The organism is Brachybacterium hainanense, from assembly GCF_042434575.1.
In the GTDB taxonomy this organism is placed as follows: domain Bacteria; phylum Actinomycetota; class Actinomycetes; order Actinomycetales; family Dermabacteraceae; genus Brachybacterium; species Brachybacterium hainanense.
In genome coordinates, this window is sequence record NZ_JBHLSV010000019.1 from 1 (window position 1) to 24,654 (window position 24,654).

Here is a 24,654-nt window from a genome sequence, read left to right on the forward strand (position 1 = left end):
CCTGGACCAGCTCGCCTCCCGGCTCCGGGACGGCGAGGCCGCCGCCGGTCAGGCGCGGATGCGCCTGGACGCCGACAGCGCCGCGCAGCCCGTCGCCACGGCGATCGCCCGTCGCGACCGCGCCCTCGCTGCGGCCGACGAGGCGGCGCGGACCCTCGCACAGCTGCGTGAGAAGCACGCCGACGCGCCGGACCTGCTGGCGCTGGAGGGGCGCGGGGACGCGCTCGACGCCCTCCAGGACCGCATCCGGGAGGAGGCCGTGCGTGCGGGAGAGCTGGGGGCCCTCGTCGAGCTCGAGACAGGCCTCACGGGGCGCCGGGACGCTCTCTCCCGGACGGCCGAGGAGCTCGATCGGCGGCAGGCGGATCTCACCCGCCTCACCGCCGAGATCGACGCGCGACCCGCCGAGCGCGAGGTCCTGCAGGTGCAGCGGCAAGAGGCCCAGACCGCCGCCGCCGGCCTCGCCGATGCGCGCCTCGCCCTCGAGGCGGCGCAGCAGAAGCTCGCGCACGCCCGCAGCGCGCAGAAGCTCGCCGCCGTGGCCCAGACCGCCCGCGAGCAGGTCGCCGCGGCGCTGTCCGCCTCCCAGAACGCGATCGACGCCGAACAGGACCTGAGGCGCCGCCGCAACCAGGGCCTCGCAGCGGAGCTCGCCCTCTCGCTGAGCCGCGGGGAGGAATGCCCCGTCTGCGGTGCGACCGAGCACCCGCACCCCGCCGAACCCGGCGCCGGCCACGTCGACGCCGACGCCGTGGATGCCGCCGAGCGGGCCCGTCAGGACAAGGACGCGGCCCTCGGCAGCGCGCGCGAGGCGCTCAGCGTCGCGACCAGCCGATACGAGGCCGCCGCGGAACAGGCCGGGGGTCTCGACCCGGAGGCCGCGCTCGCGGCGCAGAGGACGGCGAAGGCCCGTGTCGCCGCCCTGCAGGAGCAGCTGGCCCGCGCTGCCGCCCTCGAGACGCAGATCGAGGAGCACGATGAGCGCAGCCGGGCCCTCGCCTCCCGGAAGGAGGAGCTCGCCCTCGCCCTGGGCACCGCCCAGACCGCGCTCGCGGAGCAGACCACCGCCCTCGACGCCGACGCCGCCCGTGTCGACGAGGCCCGCGGCCCGGCCGGCTCCGTCGCCGAGCGGCGACGTGCGCATCAGCGCGCGGGCCGCGCCGCCCAGCAGCTCCGGGAGGCGCACCTGGCCGCGGACCAGGCCGCCGCGCGTGCCCGCGAGCTCGCCGCCGAGGTCGCGCTCGGTGACTTCTCGGGCGATGACGCCGTCCGCGCGGCCCTCCTGCCCCCGCAGGCCAGGGGTGAGCTCGAGGCTCTCCTGCAGACCCGCCGCACCGAGCAGGCACGGCTCGAGGACGGTCTCGCCGAGGACGGCATCCGCGAGACCGACCCGGGCGATCAGGCGCGTGCCGCGGCGGAGGTCGCAGGCACGACCGCGCGGGAGCAGCTCGCCCGCGCGGAGGACGCCGCCGCGGCGGCCGAGCGCACCGCCGGGCATCTCTCCTCCGTCGCCTCCGCGAGCGAGCGCGCCCTCACCCGCCTGCGCGAGGCCGTCGCCCGGGTCCGTGCCGTCAGCGAGGAGGCCGCGACCGTCGTGCGCGTCGCGGACCTCGCCACCGGCCGCTCCGCCGACGGCCGCCGCATCCAGCTGTCCACCTACGTGCTCATGCGCCGCTTCGAGGACGTGATCGCCGCCGCCAACACGCGGCTCGCCCTGTTCTCGAGCTCCGACCTCGAGCTGATGCGGGACGACTCGGCCCGCGGAGCCCGCAAGACCGGTCTGGACCTGATGGTCATCGACCGTCGCACCGACCAGGCCCGCGTGCCGGAGACCCTCTCCGGCGGGGAGACGTTCATCGTCTCCCTCGCCCTCGCCCTCGGGCTCGCCGACATCGTCACCGCGGAGGCCGGGGGAGTGGCGATGGAGACCCTGTTCATCGACGAGGGATTCGGCAGCCTCGACCCCGAGTCCCTGGACCGCGTCGTCGCGGAGATCGGGCAGCTCGCCGCCCACGGACGGACCATCGGCCTGGTCAGCCACGTCGGCGAGATGAAGCAGCAGATCCGCGAGCAGATCCACGTCCGCCGCAGGGAGGACGGCAGCTCCACGGCGACCTGCACCGCCTGAGAGGACGGGCTCCGACCGCCGGCGCCGGGGAGGCGCGGGGCCGGCGGGCCGGTGCGCGGCCGATCCCGCAGACCCGCCCGCATCATCAGGCGCGCCGCCTACGCTGTGCGGCGTGAGCCAGTGGCTGGAGCCCGCTCGTGCGGGGATCGTGACGGGCAGCGGGGTGTTCCTCCTGCTGCTGCCGGTGATCGTCGTCGTCCAGCGCCGGTCCTTCGGCCGCATCCATCTCACCCGGATGCTGCTCATCGCGGCGCTGTGCATCTACGCCAGCGCCCTGCTCGCCTACACGGTCGTGCCGTCCCCGGACATGGCCGAGCTGTGCCGCACCCGCATCGGCGGCAAGCTGCGGCTCCGCCCGCTCCACTCGATCACCGAGATCATCGTGCAGCACGAGGGCATGAGCACGTGGAGGGCCCTCGTCTCCTGGGGCGCCTGGCAGCTGGCCATGAACGTCGCCCTGTTCATCCCGTTCGGGGTCTTCGCCCGGGGACTGTTCGGCCGCGGGGTCCTCGGCACGACTCTGCTCGGCATGCTCATCTCGCTCCTGTTCGAGGCCACCCAGTACACGGGCTTCTGGGGCCTGTACTCCTGTGGGATCCGCGTCGCCGACATCGACGACGTCCTGTCCAACACGCTCGGCACCCTGATCGGCGCCCTGCTGGGACCGCTGCTGCTGGGCGACTGGCTGCCGCGGGCCCACGACCTCAAGCAGCGGATGCGCGCGAACATCGGCCTGGACCGCCCGGGAGGGCGGGGCTGACACGCCTGAGGCAGGCGCTGAGCTCGACCGGGCGAGGCCGATAGGGCAAGGCCGGAGCACGGCCCGGTCGCGGAGGGCACGACCGGGTCACGGATGGGCGGAGATCCGGTCACGCGTCTGGTGCCGGGCGCCGCCACCGGGGAGCATGGGAGTGCTCATGCAGGGAAGGGGCGAGGGGAGAGGCGGCGGCGGGTCCACGGCCCGGGCAGAGGCCTCCCTGGACGGAGGCACGGCGATGGCGCGGCAGCGGATCCGATGCGACAGACGCGTCCTGCTCCGCTGCGCGCCGCTGCTCGCAATCCCCTCGTTCCTGCTCATGACGGGATGCGGGCGGTCCCCCGTCACGGCGGAGGGCGCATCGCGGGCCCGCCTGTACCGGAGCCTCGAGGAGATGCGGGAGGACAGCGATCTCGTCGCCCTCGTGGACGAGGGCGACCGGGTGTGGATCTCCCAGCACGGCGGACCGGGGACGTCCTCGAGCGAGGTCGAGATCCTGCGAGCGGGCCAGACCTACATCCTGTTCCTCTGCCTCCTGGACCCCGCGGCGCAGACGATCGTCCTCAGCCCGACGGGCATCTGGGCGGGCCTCTACCGGCGTGATCCCGACAGCCCGGACGGCGCGTACCTCCATCCTGCGCACGAGCACCCCACCGGCGGCGGGGACGACCTGCCGCAGGTCGCGACCCGTGAGGAGCTGCTCGGGCTCACCTGACGGTGACGGCCGGGCAGTCCGGGGACCTCCGGCCGTCGAGGGTCGGCGCATCGCGGCGATGTGGTGTGTGAGGCCCGTCCGCATGCGCATGCTCGGCAGCCGACCTGCGGGGTGTCGATGCGAGGATTGCGGTGTGGAACCATCGCCCGCCCCGTCCGCCTGCGCGCCGGCCGGCGCGCCCGCGTCCGAGCCGCCTCTCCCGCCGGAACCGCCGTCGCCGCGCGCCGAGCTCCTCGCCGGCCTGCGCCTCTCCCTCGCCGCGGGTCTCGGCATGTTCCCGATCGGCGTCGCCTTCGGCCTGCTGGTCGTCCAGACGGGCCTGCCCTGGTGGATCGCCCCGGCGCTGTCGACCGCGGTGCTCGCCGGGTCCGCGGAGCTGCTGCTGGTGGGGCTCATGGCCGCCTCGATGCCGCTCGCGACGATCGCGCTGACCACCCTGCTGGTGAACTTCCGCCACGCCTTCTATGCCTTCTCGTTCCCGCTGCGCGTGGTCCGCCACCCGCTGGCCCGCCTCTACTCCGTGTACGCCCTGATCGACGAGGCGTATGCCGTCACCGCCTCCCGCCCCGGCACCTGGACCGGGCCTCGCCTGATCGCCCTGCAGATCGCCTTCCAGACCTACTGGGTGGGCGGGGGACTGGTGGGCGTCGCGATCGGCGCCGTGATCCCCACCCGGATCGAGGGCCTCGACTTCGCGCTGTGCGCCCTGTTCATCACCCTGACCCTGGACGCCTGCCGCAGCCGCCGCGAGATCCCCTCCCTGCTGCTGGCCGGGCTGTCCTTCGCGCTCGCCCTCGTGATCGTGCCCGAGGACGCCCTCTTCGCGGGCCTGCTGGGCTTCGTCGTGCTGCTCGCCGTGCGCTTCCTCGTGGCGCGTCGGCGCGGGACCCTGCCCGTCGCCGGGACGGCCGCCGGGACGACGATCGAGAGCACCCATGCCTGAGACGGGCTACCTGATCGCCGTCCTCGCGATCGGCTTCGCGATCACGTTCTCCCTGCGGGCGGTGCCGTTCCTGGTGCTGCGACCCCTGCGGGAGTCCCGCTTCGTGGGCGCCATGTCCGTGTGGATGCCGGTCGGGATCCTCGCGATCCTCGCCGCGGCGACCCTGCGCTCCTCGGCAGGCGGCGATCCCGGACGGATCCTCCCGGCCGCGGTCGCCGTGCTCGTCACCGTCCTCGCACATCTGCTGGGAGGGCGCCGCACGCTGCTCAGCGTCGGGCTCGGGACCGCGACCTACATCGTCCTGGTCAACGTCGTCTGATCCGACGGCGCCCCTGACCCCTGCCGCGATCCGGCGGACCCCGGCCCTCCTCGGGCAGCGCCGCCGGCCCCCGATGGACCGCGATGTCCTTCCGTGAACGTTCCCGGATACGATGGACCGGTCCTGGGGAGCGCGGTGGACCTCGCGGCTCCGGGGACTCCCGCCCGCGCTCGACAGGAGGCCCCCATGGCCGTGGACATCATCGTGACCGTGCTCGCCGCCCTCGCGTACATCGTCGCGCTGACGGGCATCATCGTCCCCGTCCTGCCGGGGACCATCACGTATGTCATCGCCACGCTCATCTGGGCGATCGTCATCGGCGGGCCGGAGGCATGGATCGCCTTCGGCCTCGTGCTCCTGTTCGGCGCGGCAGGCATGGCCACGAGCTACGTCCTCACGGGACGGAAGCTGAAGGCGCACGAGGTCCCCACCTGGCCGATCCTCGTCGGCATCGCCGCCGGCATCGTCGGGATCTTCGTGATCCCGTTCCTGGGCCTGCCCATCGGCTTCCTCATCGGCCTGTACGTGAGCGAGTCCCTGCGCCTGAAGGACTGGAGGAACGGCCTGTCCTCGACCTGGGTGGCGGTCAAGGCGCTCGGCATCGGCATCATGATCGAGCTGGGCCTCGCCTTCTGCGCGACCATCGCCTTCGCGGTCGCCGCCACCGTCCACTTCGTCACCCTGTAGCCGCGCGCGACCCGTTCCCGCGCCCGTGCTGCGCCCGCCACGACCCGAGGAGTCCCGACCCTCTCGCCATGACCACGACGTCCCCCAACCCCGGCTCCGGCGACGACGCCCCGGGCATCCTCCCGTCCCCTGACAGATCCGCCCGTCCCGCCACCGCGCCCCCTCCGCAGCATCCGCGCGTCCTGCTCCCGGGGCTGGCCCGCCTGTTCCGCGCCGTCTGGGAGCGGAAGCTGCTGTTCGCGATCGCGATCCTGGGCGGCATCGCCTTCGCACTGCTGCAGATCGGCACGAGCGCCGTGATCGGCTCCGTGACCGAGCAGGTCATCGTCCCCGCCTTCGCGCAGGGGCGGCCGATGCACGGCGCGGTCGCGATCGGGGCGCTCGCGATCGTGGGCATCGCGGTGCTGCGCGCGGTCACCGTCGCGACCCGGCGGGTGCTCACGAACGTCGGCCAGTACGACCTGCAGCGCGAGTACCGCCAGAAGCTGTCGCAGGTCTTCGCGGACGTGCCGCTGCTGTGGCATCGGCGCCAGTCCACCGGCACGCTGCTGAGCTCGGTGTACGCGGACGTGGAGGCGACGTTCTTCTCCCTCATGCCGTTCCCGTTCGCGCTGTCGACGCTGGTCATGCTGGCCTACGCGGCGGTCGTCGCGGCCCAGGTCTCGCCGCTGATCCTGCTGGTCATGGTCGGGATGGTGGTGCTGCTGCTGGCGCTGAACGTGCTGCTCCAGTCGTATGCGGCGCCGATCGCGATGGAGTCCCAGCGTCTGCGCGCCAAGGTCGCGGAGATCGCGCACGAGTCCTTCGACGGCGCAGGCGTGGTCAAGTCGCTGGGCCGCGAGGACGAGGAGGAGGCCCGCTTCACCGAGGCGGCGGAGCAGCTGCGCCGCAACGGCATCCGCTTCGGCTATGTGCGCGCCTGGTTCGACCCGATGATCGACGTGCTGCCCAACATCGGCATCCTGCTGGTGGTCCTCCTGGGTGCCTGGCGGATCACCGCCGGGGACGTCACCACGGGAGAAGTGGTGCAGATGGCGTACCTGTTCAGCCTCATGGCCCTGCCCATCCGCTCCTTCGGCTGGGTGCTCGGGGACCTGTCCCGCACGGTCGTCGGCTGGTCGCGGATCTCGACGGTGCTGAACGTGCGCGGCCGCCAGACCTATGGCACCCAGGTCCTGCCCGCGGACGGCCGGGGCCGCCTCGAGCTCGCGGACGTGTCCTTCGCCTACCGCGACGACGAGATCGCCGTGCTCGCGCCCCGCACCGCGGAGGGTCGGGCCGATGCCGAGCTGATCGAGACGACCGCGCTGCACCACGTGAGCCTCGTGGCCGATCCCGCGGAGGGCTCCCGGGTCCTCGCGATCGTCGGTGCGACCGGTTCCGGGAAGTCGACCCTCGCTCTGCTCGCGGCGCGGCTCGTGGACCCCGGCTCCGGGACCGTCTCCCTCGACGGCGCGGACCTGCGCACCCTCACCGGCGAGGCGCTGACCGGAGACGTGGCCCTCGTCCTGCAGCAGGCCTTCCTCTTCGACGAGTCCGTCCGCTACAACGTCGCCCTCGGGGAGGACTTCGGCGAGGAGGAGATCCGCCGGGCCCTGCGCATCGCGCAGGCGGAGGAGTTCGTCGACGCCCTCCCGGAGGGCCTGGACACGGTCCTCGGAGAGCGGGGCGGCTCGCTCTCCGGCGGCCAGCGGCAGCGGATCGCGCTGGCCCGCGCGCTCGTGCGCCGGCCTCGGCTGCTGATCCTCGACGATGCCACGAGCGCCTGCGACCCCAGCGTCGAGGAGGCGATCCTCGCCGGGATCCGCACCCACATGACGGACTCGACCCTGCTGCTGGTCGCCTACCGAAAGTCGACCATCTCGATCGCCGATCGGGTCGTGTTCCTCGAGGACGGCCGCGTCGCGGGCGCCGCCACGCATGCCGAGCTGCGCAGGACCCACGCCGCATACCGGGCGCTCGTGGACGCGTACGACGAGGCCGCCATCTCGCACAGTCTGCTCGAGGCAGGGGAGGACGCATGAACGCCGCGACCGCGCAGCAGGAGGAGAGGACGCGCGCCTCGGCGAGCCTGCAGAGCGGCGCCGCCGCCGACGAGGGCGCGATCTCGACGATCCGCCGCGGTCTGTCCCTGACCCCCGACGCCCTGCGCGGCATCTGGATCACCCTGCTGCTCGCGGTCATCGCGACGGCCGGGAAGATCGTCGTGCCGATCGCCGTGCAGCGGGTCCTGGACGACGGCATCATCGCGCCCCCGCAGCCGGACATGGGCGTCATCGCCGGGACCACGGCGCTCGCGGCTCTGGTGCTGCTGGTCACCGCGGTCTCCAACGTGATCATGAACCGGCGCCTGTTCCGGACCTCGGAGACGGCGCTCGCGACCCTGCGCGAACGCGCCTTCCGCCACATCCACGACCTGTCCCTGCTGACCCAGGGCACCGAGCAGCGCGGGGCCCTGGTCTCCCGCGTCACCAGCGATGTCGACACGGTCAGCCAGTTCATGAGCTTCGGCGGCATCATGCTCGTGGTCATGTCGCTGCAGCTGGTGCTCGCCACCGGCGTCATGCTCGCCTACTCGTGGCCGCTGGCCCTGGTCGTCTGGATCGCCTACATCCCGATGTTCTGGATGATGGGCCTGCTGCAGAAGCGGATCCGCGCCCGCTACCAGGGCGTCCGCAAGGCTGTCGGCGGGATGCTCGGCTCCGTCTCCGAGTCCCTCGTCGGCGCTGCCACCCTGCGCGCCTACGGCATCACCGACCGCGCCCACGACGGCAACGCGGAGCGGATGCTCGAGGTCCGGGACAACCAGTACTCGGTGCTGAAGCCCATGTCGTGGTCCTTCGTGCTCTCGGAGCTGTTCGACGGGATCTCCACCGCGGTCGTGATCGTGGTCGGCATCTACCTGGGCACGGGATTCTTCGGCATCGGCGAGGACATGATCACCGCCGGCCAGCTGGTCGCCTTCATCTTCCTGGTGTCCCTGTTCAACCAGCCCGTCCGCATGGGCGCGGAGATGCTGTCGGAGGCGCAGAACGCCGTCGCCGGCTGGCGCCGGGTGCTCGGCGTCCTGGACACCCCGGCCGACGTCTCCGATCCCGCGGGCGGCATGGACCCCCGCACCGGTCGTCGGGGCGCCCCTCGTCCGGATGCGCAGGTCCTCCCCGAGGGACCGCTCGCGCTCGAGACGCGAGGACTGCGCTACCGGTACCCGACGGGTCCGGAGGTGCTGCACGGCATCGACGTGCTGCTCCCGGCCGGCTCGCACACCGCGATCGTCGGGGAGACCGGCTCCGGCAAGACCACCTTCGCCAAGCTCCTGACCCGCATGATGGATCCGGCGGACGGCGCAGTCCTCATCGGCGGCGTCGAGGTCGACCGGGTGCCCTTCGCGTCCCTGCGCAGCCGCGTCGTCATGGTGCCGCAGGACGGCTTCCTGTTCGATGCGACCGTCGGCGAGAACCTGCAGTACGGACGCCCCGGGGCGAGCTCCGAGCAGATGCGCGCCGCGATCCACGAGCTGGGCCTGGGCGGATGGCTCGCGGGGCTTCCCCGCGGCCTGGACACGCCGGTCGGCCAGCGCGGCGAGGCCCTGAGCGCAGGGGAGCGGCAGCTGGTGTCCCTCGCCCGCGCGTATCTCGCCGACCCCGACGTGATCGTCCTGGACGAGGCGACCAGCGCCGTCGACCCGGCCGCGGACGTGCGTCTCCAGCACGCGATCGAGGGCCTCGCCCGCGGCCGCACCACCGTGACGATCGCGCACCGCCTCTCGACCGCGGAGCGCGCCGACCAGATCCTCGTCCTGGACCGGGGTGCGCTGGTCGAGCACGGCACGCATGCGCAGCTCGTCGAGATCGGCGGCATCTACGCGGGCCTGCACGGCTCGTGGGTCGCGCACCGTCAGGAGCGGTAGGGCGCGAGCGGCGCCGCGCATCCACGGGACCAATACGGGGACATGAGCTCGATTTCGGGGTTGTGTCCCCGTATTGGTCCCGCGGATCCCGACTCTCGCCGGATCCCGTCCTCACGCGGTGCGCAGGGCCGGGTCGGCGACGGGGCGGCGGTGATCCCCGCGGCGGTAGACCGCCTCGAGCATCCGGGCCGTCTGCGGCCAGCTGAGGAAGACCTGCTCCCCGGTGAGGCGGGTGACGGTGAAGCCGAGGGCGCGCAGGACGAGGTCGCGGCGGCGGTCCTCGGCGTACTGCCCGGGGATCTCGTGAAAACGATGGCTGTCGCACTCGATCACCCAGCTCTCGCCCACCAGCAGATCCACGCGGCCGGCCCCGGGCACCGTCACCTGGGCGCGGACCGGGATGCGGCGCGACTTGAACCACCATCGCACCGTCGTCTCGGTTCCCGAGCCCGCATCGCCGCGGACCCGCGACAGGGCGCGCCGCACGTCGCGGGGGAGGCGTGCGAGCAGCTGCTCGAGCCCGCTCCCGGAGAGCAGACCCTTCTCGAGAGCGGATTCCACGATGCCCGCTGCCTCCGGGATCGGCAGACAGCGGGCACCATGCTCGAGCACCGTCAGCAGGGGCGGCACCGGATCGTCGTCGGGCCGGCGTCGCAGCGCGGGACCCAGGATGGGGAGGAGCAGCGATGCTCCGTCCGATGCGCGCCCCGTCCTCCGGGCACGTGAGGGTCTCGGCGCGAATCGACTCCCGGATGCCGGCTGAAAGATAGGATGTCTGGTGCGACGGATGGTGGCCGGAGGTCGATGCGGACGAGCCGGGTCCCGACGCGGACGCGACGGCGAGCACGGGGGAATCATGGGATCAGCTGCGGGGACGGACGCGCCGCGGACCCGGGGGCGTGTCCGCCGGGGCATCCGGATCGTCATCGGGACCGCGCTGCGCAACCATCCGGGGCTGACGGTGCTGGTCGTCGTGATGGCGCTCGTTCTCGCCCTGATGCCGGCGGTGCAGCTGCGGGTGCTCGGCCTGCTCGTCGACGGCGTCGGGCAGCAGGACCGGATCAGCCTCGTGCCCATCGTCCTGCTGGGGCTCACGCTGGGCCTCTCGACGGTCGTCAACAGCATCCAGATCCCCTTCCGGGAACAGCTGTACACCGACGTCTCCGGGGATCTGCTCGAGAAGGAGCTCGGGATCTTCGTCGACGCCGCCCCCGGGGACCTCTCCGACCCCGAGGTCCAGGACCAGCTGCGGATCCGCCGCGAGAGCGCCGACAGCCGCAGCCGCGGCCTGCTGGACACGCTCCTGAACGTCTTCGTCGCCGCGGCCACCTCGCTCGGCGTCGGGGGCGTGCTGTTCTCGGTCTCCCCGATCGTGGCGCTGCTCATGTGCGCCGGGGCGGTCTCCCCGCTGGTGGTCATGCACCGGATCCGGCGCGCCTGGCAGCGCGCCCAGGAGGACGCCGCCGCGCCGCAGCGCGTGCACGATGACCTGTTCCACCTGGGCGCGCAGCCCCGCGCGTTCGACGCGATCCTCCAGCACGGCGGCGGAGGCCGCGTGCGCGGGGAGTCGATGCGCATGTGGCGGGCCGTGCGCGGGCTCATCCTCGGCGCGCAGCGGACGGAGGCGCTGCTGTGCGTGGTCTGCGCGCTCCTGACCACAGTCTTCGTCACCGCCGCGCTCCTGGTCCTGCTGCGCCGAGGGGATGTCTCCGTCGGCGACATGGCGATCGTCGCCAGCTCCGTCGCAGCCCTCGCGACCCTGAACCAGCTGGTGGTCTGGGCCTCGGGCTGCGCGGAGGTCGCGCAGTTCGTCGGCGACCTCGATGCGCCGCTCGTGCAGCGGGCCCTCGGTGCTCCGTCCCGGGAGGGCGCGGCCCCGTCCCCTCTTCAGGCCGTCGTGCTGGAGGACGCGAGCCTCACCTACCGCGGCCGCGCCGCCGCCGCGATCGGCGGAGCCTCCCTCCGCCTCGCCGCATCGGGCCTGGTGATCCTGACCGGGCCCAACGGCGCGGGCAAGAGCACCCTGGCGAAGCTCGCCTCCGGGGCGCTCCGTCCCGATCGCGGCATCGTCCGCTGGCAACGGGCCGACGGCACCTCCGCTCCGCCGTCCTGGCAGGACGTGAGCGTGCTCCACCAGGACGAGGCGATGCTCCCGCTGAGCGTGCGCGACTTCGTCCGGATGGGGACGGAGGCCTCGGATCCGCAGATCCGCGCGGCTCTGCGGCGCACCGGGCTCGGCTCGCTGCTCGAGGCGGCTCCCCGCCTGCTGGACCAGCGGATGGGAGAGGCCTACGAGGGCGGGGCCGCCTTCTCGGGCGGCCAGTTCCAGCGCCTGTGCCTGGCTCGCCTGCTGCTCCAGGATCGGCCGATGTGGGTGCTCGACGAGCCCACCAGCGCGATCGACGTCGCCGGAGACGCCGACTTCCTGGCGCTGCTGCGCGAGACGGGGGCCGAGCGCTTCGTCGTCGTCATCACCCACAAGGAGATCGGATTCGAGGACGGGGACGAGCTCTGGCGCGTGGAGGACGGGCGGGCGGAGCTGCTGCTGCCCGGTCGCTAGGATCCAGGGCATGCCCTCCTCGCATCCTGCCCGCACCGACGCCCACGCCCCGCAGCATCCGCCGGTGCCGCCGATCTCCGCGAAGGATGCGCCCCGTTTCGGCAGCCAGGCGCGCAAGCAGGCGCTCGCCGCGGCCTTCCGGAGCCAGGGCGAGGACTACGACCGGCTGCGCCCGGGGTATCCGCCGCAGGTCGTGGCGGCGATCCTCGCGCAGCTGCCCGGGGCGGCATCCGCAGGCGCCGATGCGCCCTCCGGGCCGCCGTCCGCGCCGGTCCGCGCCGTGGACCTGGGGGCGGGGACCGGCAAGCTGTCCTGGGCGCTCGCCGCGCAGGGGGTGCAGGTCACCGCGGTCGATCCGAGCGCGGAGATGCTCGAGACCGCGCGGCGGGCCGGGGCGCCGCGCGGCGTCGACGGGCGGGATGCCGCAGCGGGGTCGCCGATCACCACGCGCGTCGCCTCAGCCGAGACGACGGGGCTCCCGGACGGGGCGGCGGATCTGGTCACGGCGGCGCAGGCCTGGCACTGGTTCGACGCACCCGCGGCATCCGCCGAGGCGGCCCGCCTGCTGGGCGGGAGCGGCGTCCTCGCCCTCGTCTGGAACATGCTCGACGTGACGATCCCGTGGGTGCACCGGCTCTCGCGGATCATGCACGCCGGCGACATCCATCGCGAGGACTTCGTGCCGGAGGTCGCCGCCCCGTTCACCCTGCGCGAGCGGTCCGTGCACAGCTGGGAGGACCCGATGCCGACCCAGGACGTCATCGACCTCGCCCGCACCCGCAGCTACGTCATCACGGCGGAGCCGGCGCAGCGCGAGAAGGTCCTCGCCAACCTCGACTGGTATCTGCACGAGCACCTGGGGCATGCCCCGGGCAGCATCATCGGCCTGCCCTACCGGACGGACCTGTTCCTCTTCGCGCCGACCGCGGGGGAGTGAGGGACCGCCGGATCAGCCCTGCCCGGCGTCGGAGGCCCCGCCGCCGTCGGAGGCGACCGCCTCGTCGGGCCGCAGCGTCATGTCCGTGACGCGCCAGACCTTCCCGTCCCAGGCGAGGGAGAGCTCGAGGGTGCCGGTGACGGCGTCCAGCCCCAGAGGCTCCGCGTCGACCTCCTCGATGATCGCGCTCGGGGCCTGCGCGAACTCGGCGACCGCGATGCCGGTGGCCGGCGGGTCGCCGGTGCCGTCGAAGCTCACCTCGCCCACCTCGAACTCTCCGCCCAGCAGGTATCCGCCCTGGGAGTTGAGCTGCTGCGCATTCGACATGAACTGCACGCACACCGAGCAGGCCGGATCCACCAGCTCCGACCAGACCGAGGTGTCGCCCGTGGTCATCATGTACGTGTAGGAGCCCAGCAGCGCGTGGACGGTCTCCGTCGCGCCGGTCGTGGTCTGCTCATGCACGGGCGCGGGCAGCTCCGGCTTCGCGATCTCGGGCCGCGGATGCTCCGCGGAGCTCCAGGTGGTGGGGTCCTGGGGGCCGCCGCCCAGCAGGGAGCCCACCCCGACCGCGCCCAGGGAGGTCAGCATGGCGACGGCGACCACCAGGATCACGATTCTCTGCATCCGCTTGCTCACCCCGACACGGTAGAGCACCGGGCTGGACGGCGCGGCTCCGACTTCCGGCGGAGGGCGGCGTCGACGGAGGTCGATTCCCGGGGCCGGAGCCGATAAGGAGCTGTGCTCCGTCGGCGCCTCTCGGTAGGCTTCGTGGGTCGCGCGCGTCGGAGCCTCGCGGTCGATGCCATCGACCGGGAGTCATCGGCCGAGCCCCGCCGCTTCCGCGCCCGCGATCTACGAGAGGAATCCTGTGACGCTCCTACGGCTCATCCTGTCTTCCCTGAGACGGTACCGGCTCGCCGTCGCGGCGGTGGTCGTCTTCCAGATCATCGGCGTGATCGCCTCGCTGTACCTGCCCACGCTGAACGCCGACATCATCGACGACGGCGTCGCCCAGGGCGACATCGACGCGATCTGGCGCCTGGGCAGCTTCATGCTGCTGGTCGCCTTCGGCAACATCCTCGCGGTGATCGCCGCGAACTACTTCGCCGCCCGCTCCGCGATGGGGGCGGGCCGCGACATGCGCGCGGAGGTCTTCGAGCGCGTGCAGGGCTTCACCACCCAGCGCATGCACGAGTTCGGCGCCCCGTCGCTCATCACCCGCTCCACGAATGACGTGCAGCAGGTGCAGATGCTGATCTTCTTCGGCATGAACTTCCTGGTCCAGGCGCCGATCACGGGCATCGGCGGCATCGTGCTGGCGCTCCGGGTCGAGCCGGGCCTGGCCTGGCTGATCGCCGTCATGGTGCCGATCATGCTGGTCGCGGTCGGCATCCTCGTGGCGCTCGCCTCCCCGCTGTTCCGGAAGATGCAGTCCCGCATCGATGTCATCAACAGGGTGCTGCGCGAGCAGATCACCGGCATCCGCGTGCTGCGCGCCTTCACCCGGGAGGACCTCGAGCGCGAGCGCTACGAGGACATCAACGCCGAGCTGACGGACCTCAACCGCAAGGTCGGCCTGCTGATGATCATCATCCAGCCGCTGATCATGTTCATGCTCAACGTCTCCAGCGTGCTCGTGCTCTGGTTCGCCGCGCCGCGCGTGGACTCCGGCGAGATGGAGGTCGGCTCGATCACCGCCTTCATCGCCTACCTGATCCAGATCCTCATCGCCGTCATGATGGCGTCCTTCATGACGATGATGATCCCGCGCGCCATGGTCTCCGCCGAGCGCATCCGCGAGGTCCTCGACGTCGACGACTCGGGCCGCGACGCGCGCGCCACGATCGCGGAGATCCCCGGCCCCACCCGTCTGGACCTGCGGGGCGTCAGCTTCACCTACCCCGGAGCCGAGCGCCCCGTCCTGCACGGCATCGACCTGAGCGCCCGCGCCGGGCAGACCGTCGCGATCATCGGCGGCACCGGTTCGGGCAAGTCGACCCTGCTGAACCTGGTGCCGCGCCTGCTGGACGCGACCGAGGGCGAGGTCCTCCTGGGCGGCGTCCCCGTCGAGGAGCTGCACCCGCAGCTGCTCGCGCGGAGCACCGGCCTCGTCCCCCAGAAGCCGTACCTGTTCTCCGGCACCATCGCCTCCAACCTGCGCTTCGGCAACCCGGAGGCGACCGATGAGGAGCTCTGGCACGCGCTGACCATCGCCCAGGGCCGGGACTTCGTGGCCGCCATGCCCGACGGCCTCGACTCCGCCATCGCCCAGGGCGGCACGAACGTCTCCGGCGGCCAGCGTCAGCGGCTGTGCATCGCCCGGGCCCTCGTCGCCAAGCCGGAGATCTACCTGTTCGACGACTCCTTCAGCGCGCTCGACCTCACGACCGATGCGAAGCTGCGAGCCGCGCTCGCCCCCGAGACCCGCGATGCACTCGTGCTGATCGTCGCCCAGCGCGTCTCGACCGTCGTCACCGCGGACCTGATCCTGGTCCTGGACCATGGCGAGGTCGTCGCCTCGGGCACCCATGAGGAGCTCCTCGAGAGCTCCGAGACCTACCTGGAGATCATCCGCTCCCAGGGCGCCGAGGAGGAGGTCGCATGACCGAGGAGAAGCATCCCACCCTCGCCGGGGACGAGGCGGGCGAAGCCGCGCAGATCGCGGCGGAGAAGGACGCGGGCCGCGGCCTGCGCCCCGGCCAGCGGTCGAAGAACTTCTGGCCCAGCACGAAGCGGCTGGTCCGCGAGATGGGCCCCGAGGGCAAGTACATGGTCGGCGCGATCCTGCTGGGCGTGATCTCCGTGATCCTGTCCGTCGTGGGGCCGCGCATCCTGGGACGGGCCACGGACCTCATCTTCTCCGGCCTGATCGCGAAGCGTCTGCCCGCGGGGACCAGCCGCGAGGACGTCATCGCCGGTCTGCGCGCACAGGGCCAGGACACCTTCGCGGACATGCTCAGCGGCATGGACTTCACACCGGGTCAGGGCATCGACTTCCCCGCACTGCACCAGGTGCTGCTGCTGGCGCTGGGCCTGTACGTCGGGGCGGCGCTGCTCATGTGGCTGCAGGGTCTGCTGCTGAACCGGATCATCTTCCGCATGGTGTACCGCCTGCGTCGCAAGGTGGAGGAGAAGCTGCATCGCCTGCCGCTGTCCTACTTCGACCGCACCAAGCGCGGCGAGATCCTCTCCCGCGTCACCAACGACATCGACAACATCCAGAACACGCTGATCAACACGATCACAGGACTGGTGAACTCGTTCCTCATGGCGATCGGCGTGATCGTCATGATGCTCATGCTGTCGTGGCAGCTCTCGATCATCGCGCTGCTGGTGATCCCGGTGGTCCTCGTGATCACCGCGGTCGTGGGCTCCCGCTCGCAGAAGCTGTTCGCCCAGCAGTGGGATGCCACCGGCGTGGTCAACGCGGAGGTCGAGGAGGCCTTCAGCGGTCACACGCTGGTGACCGCCTTCGGCCGCCGCGCCGAGGTGGGGCGCCGCTTCGCCCAGAAGAACGACGAGATGTACCGGGCATCCTTCGGTGCCCAGTTCGTGTCCTCGCTGATCATGCCGCTCATGATGTTCGTCGGGAACCTCAGCTACGTCGCGATCGCCATCGTCGGCGGTCTGCGGATCGTCTCGGGACAGATGACCCTCGGCGACGTGCAGGCCTTCATCCAGTACTCGCGCCAGTTCACCCAGCCGCTGTCGGAGATCGCCTCGATGGCCACGATGCTGCAGTCCGGCGTCGCGAGCGCGGAGCGGGTCTTCGAGCTGTTGGACGCCGAGGAGCAGGAGGAGGAGCAGGAGGTCGCCGGCGCCGTCCAGCGCATCCGCGGGGGCCGGGTCGAGTTCGACCACGTCCGCTTCTCCTACTCCCCGGACCGAGAGCTGATCCGGGATCTGTCGCTCGTCGCCGATCCCGGCCACACGGTCGCGATCGTGGGACCCACGGGGGCGGGCAAGACCACCCTCGTCAACCTCGTGATGCGCTTCTACGAGATCGACGGCGGCCGGATCACGATCGACGGCGTCGACATCCGCGACCTCACCCGCCAGCAGCTGCGCGCGCGGACCGGCATGGTCCTCCAGGACACGTGGCTCTTCGAGGGCACGATCATGGAGAACATCCGCTACGGCCGCCTCGACGCGACCGACGAGGAGGTCCGCGCGGCCGCGGTCGCCACGCACGTCGACGACTTCGTGCGACACCTGCCGGAGGGCTACGAGACGGTCCTGGACGATGAGGGCGGCAGCATCTCCGCCGGCGAGAAGCAGCTGCTGACCATCGCCCGCGCCTTCCTCGCCCAGCCGAACCTGCTGATCCTGGACGAGGCGACCTCGAGCGTGGACACCCGCACCGAGGTGCTCGTGCAGGCGGCGATGAACCGGCTGCGCGAGGGGCGCACCTCCTTCGTGATCGCGCATCGCCTCTCGACGATCCGGGACGCGGACCTGATCCTCGTCATGGAGGCGGGCGACATCGTCGAGCAGGGCACGCACGAGGAGCTGCTCGCCGCGGACGGCGCCTACGCCGCCCTGTACCGCTCGCAGTTCGAGGGGGCGGCAGCGGACATCGACGCCGAGGAGGCGGCCGAGGCCGAGGCCGCAGCGGATGCCGCCGTCGCCGGCGGGGGCGGAGGAGGCATGATGCCGGGCATGTGAGCGCTGCCCCGCAGACCACGTCACGAGCGCGGCGGACCGATCCCAGGGATTCCGGTCCGCCGCGCTCACGCTGTTCTGTGCCGGGGCACGGCGTCGCCTCGCGGCGCGGCGGCCGTCCCGCTCCGCCGTCGAGGCGTGCGCACGGAGGCGCGGGCAGGGGCACCGCCGGTCTCCCCGCGGCTGAGGCGGTGGACGCCGATGCAGCCTCATCGGTGGGCAGGGGGCGGACTGCGCCGTTGGGGTGCCCGTGTTCGTGTCAGTGGTTGGGCGTTCCGCCTCGTCGGCGGGCAGTTGTGGGGGTGGTGGTGTGTCCTGCCTCATCGGCGGGCAGGGGTGTGGGGTGCACGGCCGGGGGTGCCCGTGTTCGTGTCAGTGGTTGGGCGTTCTGCCTCATCGGCGGTCAGTCGTCGGGGTGGTCGGGTGTTCTGGCTCATCGGCGGGCAGGTGTGGAACATGGCCGGTTGCGGCTCGTCGGCGAGCCGTCGCAGCTGCAGCACGGAGCGCGACGGTGCTGTGGGGACGGGTGAGGGCGCAGGCGTACCGACGGCGAAGGGTCGCCGGGCAGTCGAAGGGTCGCCGGGCAGTCGAGGGGAGGTGCGCCGGGCAGCGGGTGCCGGCCGGCGGGGCGGGCAGCGGGTGCGGGCCGATAGGGTGAACGGCATGTTCGGAAGCACCGCGCGCCTCGAGTCCCAGATCGCCCAGCTGCAGCGTCGGCTGTCCCAGCAGGAGCAGATGCTGCAGCTCCTCGCGCAGCGGGCCGGCGTGGACCTCGGCCCCCTCGCCGTTCAGGCGGAGGAGGCCTCGATGCCCTCCGCCGTCCGCACCGAGCTCGAGCGGGGCAACCTCATCGCCGCGATCAAGGAGTACCGCACCGCGACCGGGACCGGCCTGGCAGAGGCCAAGCGCGCGGTCGAGGCCTACGCCGACTCCCGCGGCCTGCGCCGCTGACTCGGTCCGTCCTGCCGATCCGGCCTGCGCCGATTCCGACGTCCGGGACCGTTGACCCGGCCCGCCCGGCCGAGCCGTCCGAGACCGGGCGTGGGTGGCGCTTCTCTCCCTGTTCCGATTTGGGGAGTATGCACTGGTTTGAATACTATTCAGGTGTGATCGTCGACCCCGCCCGGCCCCGAGCAGGCCGCACCTCCGGCCCGCCGCGGCGCACCCTGCTGCGCGCCCTGCCCGCCGCGGTGCTCGGCATCGGCGCGCTCAGCGCCTGCACCCATGCGAGCGAACGCCTGGACGCGGAGTCGAACGCCGTCCCTCAGGTAGATCTGTCCGGCATCGAGAAGGTCCCCGAGATCGCGGCCCTCGTCCCCGAGGACATCCGGGCGCGCGGGGAGCTCGTCAACGGCGCCGCGCTGAACTATGCGCCGGGGGAGTTCATCGGCGACGACGGCACGGCCATCGGCTACGACATCGACATCCTCGCCGCGATCGGCCGTGTGCTGGGTCTCGCGACCCGCACGGAGGCGGCCGTGTTCGCCCAGATCATCCCGGCCATCGGCACGACCTATGACGTGGGCATGTCCAGCTTCACGATCAACGCCGAGCGGCTCGAGGCCGTGACCATGGTGTCCTACTTCCAGGCCGGCATCTCCTACGCCGTGAAGACCGGAAACCCCTATGACATCGATCCCGCGCAGCTGTGCGGGGCGCGGGTGGCGCTGCAGGTCGGCACCTTCCAGGAGGAGCTCGCGATCGAGCGGTCCGCGCAGTGCCGGGAGGACGGTCGGCGCGCCTTCGACATCCTCGCCTACGCCTCGAACTCGGACGCCGCGACGAACGTCGCGGGCGGCAAGGCGGACATCCTCATGGCCGACTCGCCCGTCACCGCCTACGCGATCATCCGCTCGCGCGGGACGCTCGAGGCGATCGGCGAGGTGGAGGAGTCCGCCCTGAACGGCATCGTCGTCGCGAAGGATCAGCCGGAGCTCGCCGAGGCGATCCGCGCTGCCGTCCAGCACCTCATCGACTCGGGCGACATGGAGCGCATCCTCGCCGCCTGGGGCAACGAATCCGGCATGATCCCGACCGCGGAAGTGAACCCCGAACCGTGAGCACCTCGACCTCTCCCGCGGGCCCGACCGCGCACGCCGACGCCTTCACCCCGATCCGCGCCCGCTCCGCCCCGCGCCCGGGGACCTGGATCGCGGCCGTGATCGTGGGGTTGCTCGTCCTCGCCCTGATCAACTTCCTGCTCACCAATCCCGTCCTGGACTGGGGCACGGTCGCGACCTACATCCTCGATGTGAAGGTCGTCCAGGGCGTGGGCTGGACGCTGCTGCTGACCGTGCTGTCGATGGTGGTCGGCACGATCATGGCGCTGCTCGCCGCGATCATGCGCCGCAGCGACAACCCGGTCCTGCGCGGCGTGGCCTGGGCGTACATCTTCGTCTTCCGCGGCACCCCGGTGTACACGCAGCTCGTGTTCTGGGGCCTGTTCACCGTGATCGTCCCGAAGATCGTGATCGGCGTGCCGTTCGGGCCGGAGCTGCTGTCCTTCTCGACCCGCGACCTGTTCACCGCGTTCTGGGCGGCCGTGATCGGTCTGGGCCTGAACGAGGGCGCCTACCTCGCGGAGATCATCCGCTCGGGCCTGAACAGCGTGGACCGCGGGCAGACCGAGGCGAGCCGGGCGCTGGGGATGAGCGATTCGCTGATCCTGCGGCGGATCATCGTCCCGCAGGCGATGCGCGTGATCGTGCCGCCGCTGGGCAACGAGACCATCGGCATGCTGAAGACGACCTCGCTCGTGCTCGCGGTGCCGTTCACGCTGGACCTCACCTTCGCGACCAACGGCATCGCCAACAAGCTGTTCACGCCGATCCCGCTGCTCATCGTCGCCGCCCTGTGGTACCTCGCGATCACGAGCGTGCTCATGGTGGGCCAGCACTACCTGGAGCGCTACTTCGGCCGCGGCTTCGACGACCGGGCGCCGGGCGCCCGCGGCGGCCGCCGCTCCCGTCAGAGCGCAGTGAACAGCGCCGGCACGACCCCGAAGAACCCGCTCCCCGAGGTGGAGCTGTGATGAGCCAGAATCCCGCCGCCCAGAATCCCGACGCCGAGGTCCCCGCGATCCAGATCGAGGGCCTCCACAAGTCCTTCGGCGACCTGCACGTCCTGAAGGGCTGCGATCTGACCGTCCGGCCCGGCGAGGTCGCCGTGCTCGTGGGGCCCTCCGGCTCCGGCAAGTCGACGCTGCTGCGCTGCATCAACCAGCTCGAGGACGCGACCGCCGGTCGGATCCGGGTCGAGGGCGTGACCCAGGGCTATGCGGAGCAGCCCCTGCCCGATGGCCGGTGGCAGCGCCTGTCGCCGAAGCAGATCGCGGCCCAGCGCTCGCGCATCGGCATGGTGTTCCAGCGCTTCCAGCTGTTCCCGCACATGACCGCGCTCGCGAACGTCATGGAGGCGCCGGTGCACGTGCTCGGCGAGCCGAAGGCGCAGGCGGAGGCCACCGCCCGTGAGCTGCTCGCCCGGGTGGGCCTGGCCGATCGCGCGGACCACTATCCGGCGGAGCTGTCGGGCGGTCAGCAGCAGCGGGTCGCGATCGCCCGTGCGCTCGCGATGAAGCCCGAGCTCATGCTGTTCGACGAGCCGACGAGCGCTCTGGATCCGGAGCTCGTGGCCGAGGTCCTCGCGGTGCTGCAGGATCTGGCCCGCGAGGGCATGACGATGGTCGTGGTGACCCATGAGATGGGCTTCGCCCGGGAGGTCGCGGACACGGTCGTGTTCATGGACGAGGGCCGGATCATCGAGCAGGGGCCGCCGGCCGAGGTCATCGAGCGTCCCCGCTCGGAGCGGCTGAAGGGCTTCCTGGCCTCGGTGCTCTGAAGCCGCTCCGCGCACGGCGCGCTGCGGGGCCGATGGGCCACCGGCGATCACCCCCGGATGCCCGCCGGGGCTCGGTGGCGGAGATCGTCGCCCCGCGAACCACGAGGCGACGCTTTCCGGCACCGCGGTCGGGCGGCGGGGTCACTGGCCCGCGAGCTCGCCCCAGACGGTGCGCATGTGGGTGCGGGAGTGCTGCTCGGCGGATTCGGCGTCTCCCTCGCCGATGGCGAGGGCGAGCTGCAGGTGCTCCTCGAGGGTGCCGGGGGCCGGCACGCCGGGGGTCATGCCGAGCCGGGTGCGCCCCTCGAGGACGGCCTGCACGGGACGCGCGAGGGCTGCGAGCTGGGGGTTCCCGGAGGCGGCGAGCAGGAGCGCGTGGAAGCGGACATCGGCTGCGAGATAGGGCTCGGTGTCGCCGAGTCCGCGCTCGCCGAGGTCGACGAGCACGTCCGCGAGGCGGCGCAGCTCGGCGCGCTGGGCAGCGGTGGCGCGGCGGGCGGCGAGGTGGGCGGCCATCGGCTCGGCGGCGACGCGCAGCTCGGCGAGGGCCTCGAGCTGCTGCTGCCGGAAGGGGCCGTGGAGATTCCAGCCGATGAGCTGGGGGGAGAAGGCGTCCCAGTGCTCGCGAGGCTGTACGGTGATGCCCACCCGACGACGGGAGGTCACCATGCCGAGGGACTCGAGGACGCGGACGGCCTCTCGCACGACGGTGCGGGATGCCCCCGTGCGCTGCTCGAGCCCGGACAGGGTCAGCACGCTCCCGGGCGGGGGATCGCCGGCGGCGATGCGGCCGCCCAGGTCGTCGAGCACGTCGCGGTGCATGCCCAGGGTCATCGCTGCGGCCTCCTGCGGGGGCGCCCTCGGCCCCGTCGATGTGTCCTCCGGCGGGTGCCGGACGGTGCGAGCCCGGGCGAGTGACCCACCTCATGGCTCAATAGTGCTACCTTACAGGCCTAAAAAGTAGTACCTTTCGATCAGCTCCGGGAGCCACCGCCCCCGATCCATCCCGCATTCAACGGAGAATCCCATGGAAGACTGGACCCAGACGCTGGGTGCAGGACCGCTCCTCGGCATCGCCGCCGTGGCCGTGGCCCTCATCCTGTTCCTCGTCATCAAGATCAGGCTGCACGCCTTCCTCGTGCTCGTGATCGTCTCGCTCCTCACCGCGATCGCGACCGGCATCCCGATCTCCGCCGTCGTCGAGACTCTCGTCGACGGGTTCGGCGGGACCCTCGGCTCGGTCGCCCTGCTGATCGGCTTCGGCGCCGTGCTGGGTCGCCTCATCGAATCCAGCGGCGGCGCCAAGGTCGTCGCGGAGATGATGGTCAGCACCTTCGGCGAGAAGCGCGCCGCCTTCGCCCTCGGCGTGACCTCGCTGCTGCTGGGCTTCCCGATCTTCTTCGACGCCGGCCTGATCGTCATGCTGCCGATCATCTTCGCCGTCGCCCGGAGGATCGGCGGGAAGAACATGCTGCTGTACGGCATCAGCTCCGCCGCCGCCTTCTCCGTCATGCACGTGTTCGTGCCCCCGCATCCCGGACCCGTCGCCGCCTCCGAGTTCTTCGGCGCGAACCTCGGCGTGGTCATGCTGATCGGCCTGATCATCGCCTTCCCCGTCTGGTACGGGGCCGGCTACCTGTGGTCGAAGGTCGTGAACAGCCGCATCCCGATGCTCGTCCCGAACCTGTTCGGCGAGGACGAGGATCAGCCCGCGAACCCGCCCGCGGCCCGCACCATCCTGCTGATCGTCGCGCTGCCGCTCGTGCTCATCCTCATGAACACCGGGCTGTCCGCCCTCGGCTCCGCCGGCGTCGTCGACGCCGAGCAGACTTGGGTCCAGGCCCTCCAGCTGCTGGGCAACTCCCCGGTCGCCCTGCTGATCACCGTGCTCGTGGCGCTGCTGGTGCTGGGCCGCTTCCGCGGGGAGAACGGCTCCGCCCTGGAGAAGCTCGTCGACGGGACCCTCGGCCAGGTCGCCTCCGTCATCCTCATCACCGGCGCCGGCGGCATGTTCGGCGGCGTCCTGCGCGCCAGCGGCATCGGCGATGCGCTCGCCGAGACCCTCGACGGCTGGGGCCTCCCGGTGATCGTCGCCGCCTATGTCATCGCCCTCGTGCTGCGTGTGGCCCAGGGCTCGGCGACCGTCGCCCTCGTGACCACCGCCGGACTGCTCTCCCCGGCCGTCCTCTCGGGGAGCTTCGGCGTCGTGGACACCGCGGCGATCACCCTGGCCGCGGCTGCGGGCTCCGTCTTCGCGGGCCATGTCAACGACTCGGGCTTCTGGCTCGTGGGCCGCCTGATGGGCATGGACGTGAAGACGACCCTCAAGACCTGGACCGTCCAGCAGGCGCTCGAGTCGGTCCTCGCCTTCGTGCTGGTCCTCGTCGTCTACCTGGTGTTCTGATGACCTCTCCCGCATCCCTCTTCGACGTCGCCGATCGCCTCGCCCTGGTCACCGGCTCCTCCCGCGGCCTGGGGCTCGCCCTCGCCGGCGCCCTCGCCGAGGCCGGAGCACGCGTCCTCCTCCACGGCCGCGACGAGGCCGCCCTCGCCGCCGCGCAGGACCTGCTCGAGGAGCGCACCGGTCGGCGTCCCGCCGCGGTCCGCTTCGACGTGGCCGATGCCGAGGCCGTCGAGGCGGGCTCCCGGCAGCTCCTCGCCGAGCACGGGGCGCCGGACATCCTCGTGAACAACGCCGGCATCCAGCGCCGCGCCCCGATGCCGGAGTTCCCCGTCGAGGACTGGGACGCGGTGATCGCGACGAACCTGTCGAGCGCCTTCTACGTCTCCCGCTTCCTCGTCCCCGAGATGGTCCGCCGCGGCTCCGGGAAGATCGTGAACATCGCCTCGGTCCAGTCGCGCCTCGCCCGGCAGACCATCGCCCCGTACTCCGCCTCCAAGGGCGGGATCGTGCTGCTGACCCAGGGCATGGCCGCGGACCTCGCCCGCCACAACGTGCAGGTCAACGCCCTGTCTCCGGGGTACTTCGCGACGGAGATGAACCAGACCCTCGTGCAGGACGAGGAGTTCAGCACCTGGCTCGCCCAGCGCACCCCGGCAGGGCGCTGGGGAGAGGTGCACGAGCTCACGGGGGCGCTGCTGTTCCTGGCCTCATCCGCCTCCGACTTCGTCTCGGGACAGAACATCGTCGTCGACGGCGGCATCACGGCCGTCGTCTGAGGAAGGAGCACCGCAC

The 24,654-nt window shown here is 72.0% G+C and carries 21 protein-coding genes; 18 read left to right on the forward strand and 3 right to left on the reverse strand.

What is annotated here, in order from left to right:
• The 8 genes from ACFFF6_RS14095 to ACFFF6_RS14130 form a co-directional block, all read left to right on the forward strand.
• Nucleotides 1-2,128 (forward strand): SbcC/MukB-like Walker B domain-containing protein (locus ACFFF6_RS14095; protein ID WP_376981797.1); only part of this gene is annotated, 2,128 nt, incomplete at its 5' end.
• A gap of 112 nt (nucleotides 2,129-2,240) precedes the next feature.
• A complete protein-coding gene (locus ACFFF6_RS14100) occupies nucleotides 2,241-2,888 on the forward strand; it encodes a VanZ family protein (RefSeq protein WP_376981799.1) in 648 nt (215 codons plus the stop codon).
• A gap of 391 nt (nucleotides 2,889-3,279) precedes the next feature.
• Entirely contained in the window at nucleotides 3,280-3,600 is a 321-nt protein-coding gene (locus ACFFF6_RS14105) for a hypothetical protein (RefSeq protein ID WP_376981801.1), read from the forward strand.
• Between the two features lie 133 nt (nucleotides 3,601-3,733).
• Entirely contained in the window at nucleotides 3,734-4,543 is an 810-nt protein-coding gene (locus ACFFF6_RS14110) for an AzlC family ABC transporter permease (protein ID WP_376981803.1), read from the forward strand.
• Nucleotides 4,536-4,862 carry a branched-chain amino acid transport AzlD family protein gene (locus tag ACFFF6_RS14115; protein WP_376981805.1) on the forward strand — a complete coding sequence of 109 codons (327 nt, stop codon included), beginning with the start codon at nucleotides 4,536-4,538 and terminating at the stop codon, nucleotides 4,860-4,862. Before ACFFF6_RS14110 ends, ACFFF6_RS14115 begins: the two co-directional genes overlap by 8 nt.
• Before the next feature lie 186 nt (nucleotides 4,863-5,048).
• Complete coding sequence (locus tag ACFFF6_RS14120) at nucleotides 5,049-5,549, forward strand: DUF456 domain-containing protein (protein ID WP_376981807.1); 501 nt, start codon at nucleotides 5,049-5,051, stop codon at nucleotides 5,547-5,549.
• 68 nt (nucleotides 5,550-5,617) lie between these two features.
• On the forward strand, nucleotides 5,618-7,573 hold the full coding sequence (locus tag ACFFF6_RS14125; protein WP_376981809.1) for an ABC transporter ATP-binding protein: 1,956 nt from the start codon (nucleotides 5,618-5,620) through the stop codon (nucleotides 7,571-7,573).
• Nucleotides 7,570-9,459, forward strand: a complete 1,890-nt coding sequence (locus ACFFF6_RS14130) for an ABC transporter ATP-binding protein (RefSeq protein WP_376981811.1) — start codon at nucleotides 7,570-7,572, stop codon at nucleotides 9,457-9,459. The genes ACFFF6_RS14125 and ACFFF6_RS14130 overlap by 4 nt, the downstream gene beginning before the upstream one ends.
• 111 nt (nucleotides 9,460-9,570) lie before the next feature.
• Here ACFFF6_RS14130 and ACFFF6_RS14135 read toward each other — a convergent pair whose 3' ends face one another.
• Nucleotides 9,571-10,089: an endonuclease domain-containing protein gene (locus ACFFF6_RS14135; RefSeq protein ID WP_376981813.1), complete on the reverse strand. Its 519-nt coding sequence runs from the start codon at nucleotides 10,087-10,089 to the stop codon at nucleotides 9,571-9,573.
• Between the two features lie 226 nt (nucleotides 10,090-10,315).
• Between ACFFF6_RS14135 and ACFFF6_RS14140 the strand changes: the two genes are divergently transcribed.
• Nucleotides 10,316-12,019 (forward strand): ATP-binding cassette domain-containing protein, encoded by a 1,704-nt coding sequence (locus ACFFF6_RS14140; RefSeq protein ID WP_376981815.1) that lies wholly within the window; start codon nucleotides 10,316-10,318, stop codon nucleotides 12,017-12,019.
• A gap of 10 nt (nucleotides 12,020-12,029) precedes the next feature.
• Nucleotides 12,030-12,956, forward strand: a complete 927-nt coding sequence (locus ACFFF6_RS14145; protein WP_376981817.1) for a class I SAM-dependent methyltransferase — start codon at nucleotides 12,030-12,032, stop codon at nucleotides 12,954-12,956.
• 12 nt (nucleotides 12,957-12,968) lie between these two features.
• On the opposite strand, the gene ACFFF6_RS14150 is transcribed toward ACFFF6_RS14145, so the two are convergent.
• Nucleotides 12,969-13,595: a DUF6318 family protein gene (locus tag ACFFF6_RS14150; RefSeq protein WP_376981819.1), complete on the reverse strand. Its 627-nt coding sequence runs from the start codon at nucleotides 13,593-13,595 to the stop codon at nucleotides 12,969-12,971.
• A 232-nt stretch (nucleotides 13,596-13,827) separates the two neighbouring features.
• Between ACFFF6_RS14150 and ACFFF6_RS14155 the strand changes: the two genes are divergently transcribed.
• The 6 genes from ACFFF6_RS14155 to ACFFF6_RS14180 all read left to right on the forward strand — a co-directional run bounded on the left by ACFFF6_RS14155 (nucleotide 13,828) and on the right by ACFFF6_RS14180 (nucleotide 21,458).
• Complete coding sequence (locus ACFFF6_RS14155; RefSeq protein ID WP_376981821.1) at nucleotides 13,828-15,564, forward strand: ABC transporter ATP-binding protein; 1,737 nt, start codon at nucleotides 13,828-13,830, stop codon at nucleotides 15,562-15,564.
• Complete coding sequence (locus ACFFF6_RS14160) at nucleotides 15,561-17,624, forward strand: ABC transporter ATP-binding protein (protein ID WP_376981823.1); 2,064 nt, start codon at nucleotides 15,561-15,563, stop codon at nucleotides 17,622-17,624. The genes ACFFF6_RS14155 and ACFFF6_RS14160 overlap by 4 nt, the downstream gene beginning before the upstream one ends.
• Nucleotides 17,625-18,284: 660 nt before the next feature.
• Complete coding sequence (locus ACFFF6_RS14165) at nucleotides 18,285-18,572, forward strand: hypothetical protein (protein WP_376981825.1); 288 nt, start codon at nucleotides 18,285-18,287, stop codon at nucleotides 18,570-18,572.
• 155 nt (nucleotides 18,573-18,727) lie between these two features.
• Nucleotides 18,728-19,681: an ABC transporter substrate-binding protein gene (locus tag ACFFF6_RS14170; protein WP_376981827.1), complete on the forward strand. Its 954-nt coding sequence runs from the start codon at nucleotides 18,728-18,730 to the stop codon at nucleotides 19,679-19,681.
• On the forward strand, nucleotides 19,678-20,652 hold the full coding sequence (locus tag ACFFF6_RS14175) for an amino acid ABC transporter permease (protein ID WP_376981829.1): 975 nt from the start codon (nucleotides 19,678-19,680) through the stop codon (nucleotides 20,650-20,652). The genes ACFFF6_RS14170 and ACFFF6_RS14175 overlap by 4 nt, the downstream gene beginning before the upstream one ends.
• Complete coding sequence (locus ACFFF6_RS14180) at nucleotides 20,652-21,458, forward strand: amino acid ABC transporter ATP-binding protein (protein ID WP_376981831.1); 807 nt, start codon at nucleotides 20,652-20,654, stop codon at nucleotides 21,456-21,458. Before ACFFF6_RS14175 ends, ACFFF6_RS14180 begins: the two co-directional genes overlap by 1 nt.
• Nucleotides 21,459-21,599: 141 nt before the next feature.
• On the opposite strand, the gene ACFFF6_RS14185 is transcribed toward ACFFF6_RS14180, so the two are convergent.
• A complete protein-coding gene (locus ACFFF6_RS14185) occupies nucleotides 21,600-22,292 on the reverse strand; it encodes a FadR/GntR family transcriptional regulator (RefSeq protein WP_376981833.1) in 693 nt (230 codons plus the stop codon).
• 193 nt (nucleotides 22,293-22,485) lie between these two features.
• Between ACFFF6_RS14185 and ACFFF6_RS14190 the strand changes: the two genes are divergently transcribed.
• Nucleotides 22,486-23,862 (forward strand): GntP family permease, encoded by a 1,377-nt coding sequence (locus ACFFF6_RS14190; RefSeq protein ID WP_376981835.1) that lies wholly within the window; start codon nucleotides 22,486-22,488, stop codon nucleotides 23,860-23,862.
• Nucleotides 23,862-24,638 (forward strand): SDR family oxidoreductase, encoded by a 777-nt coding sequence (locus ACFFF6_RS14195; RefSeq protein WP_376981837.1) that lies wholly within the window; start codon nucleotides 23,862-23,864, stop codon nucleotides 24,636-24,638. The genes ACFFF6_RS14190 and ACFFF6_RS14195 overlap by 1 nt, the downstream gene beginning before the upstream one ends.
• Nucleotides 24,639-24,654 lie beyond the last annotated feature (16 nt).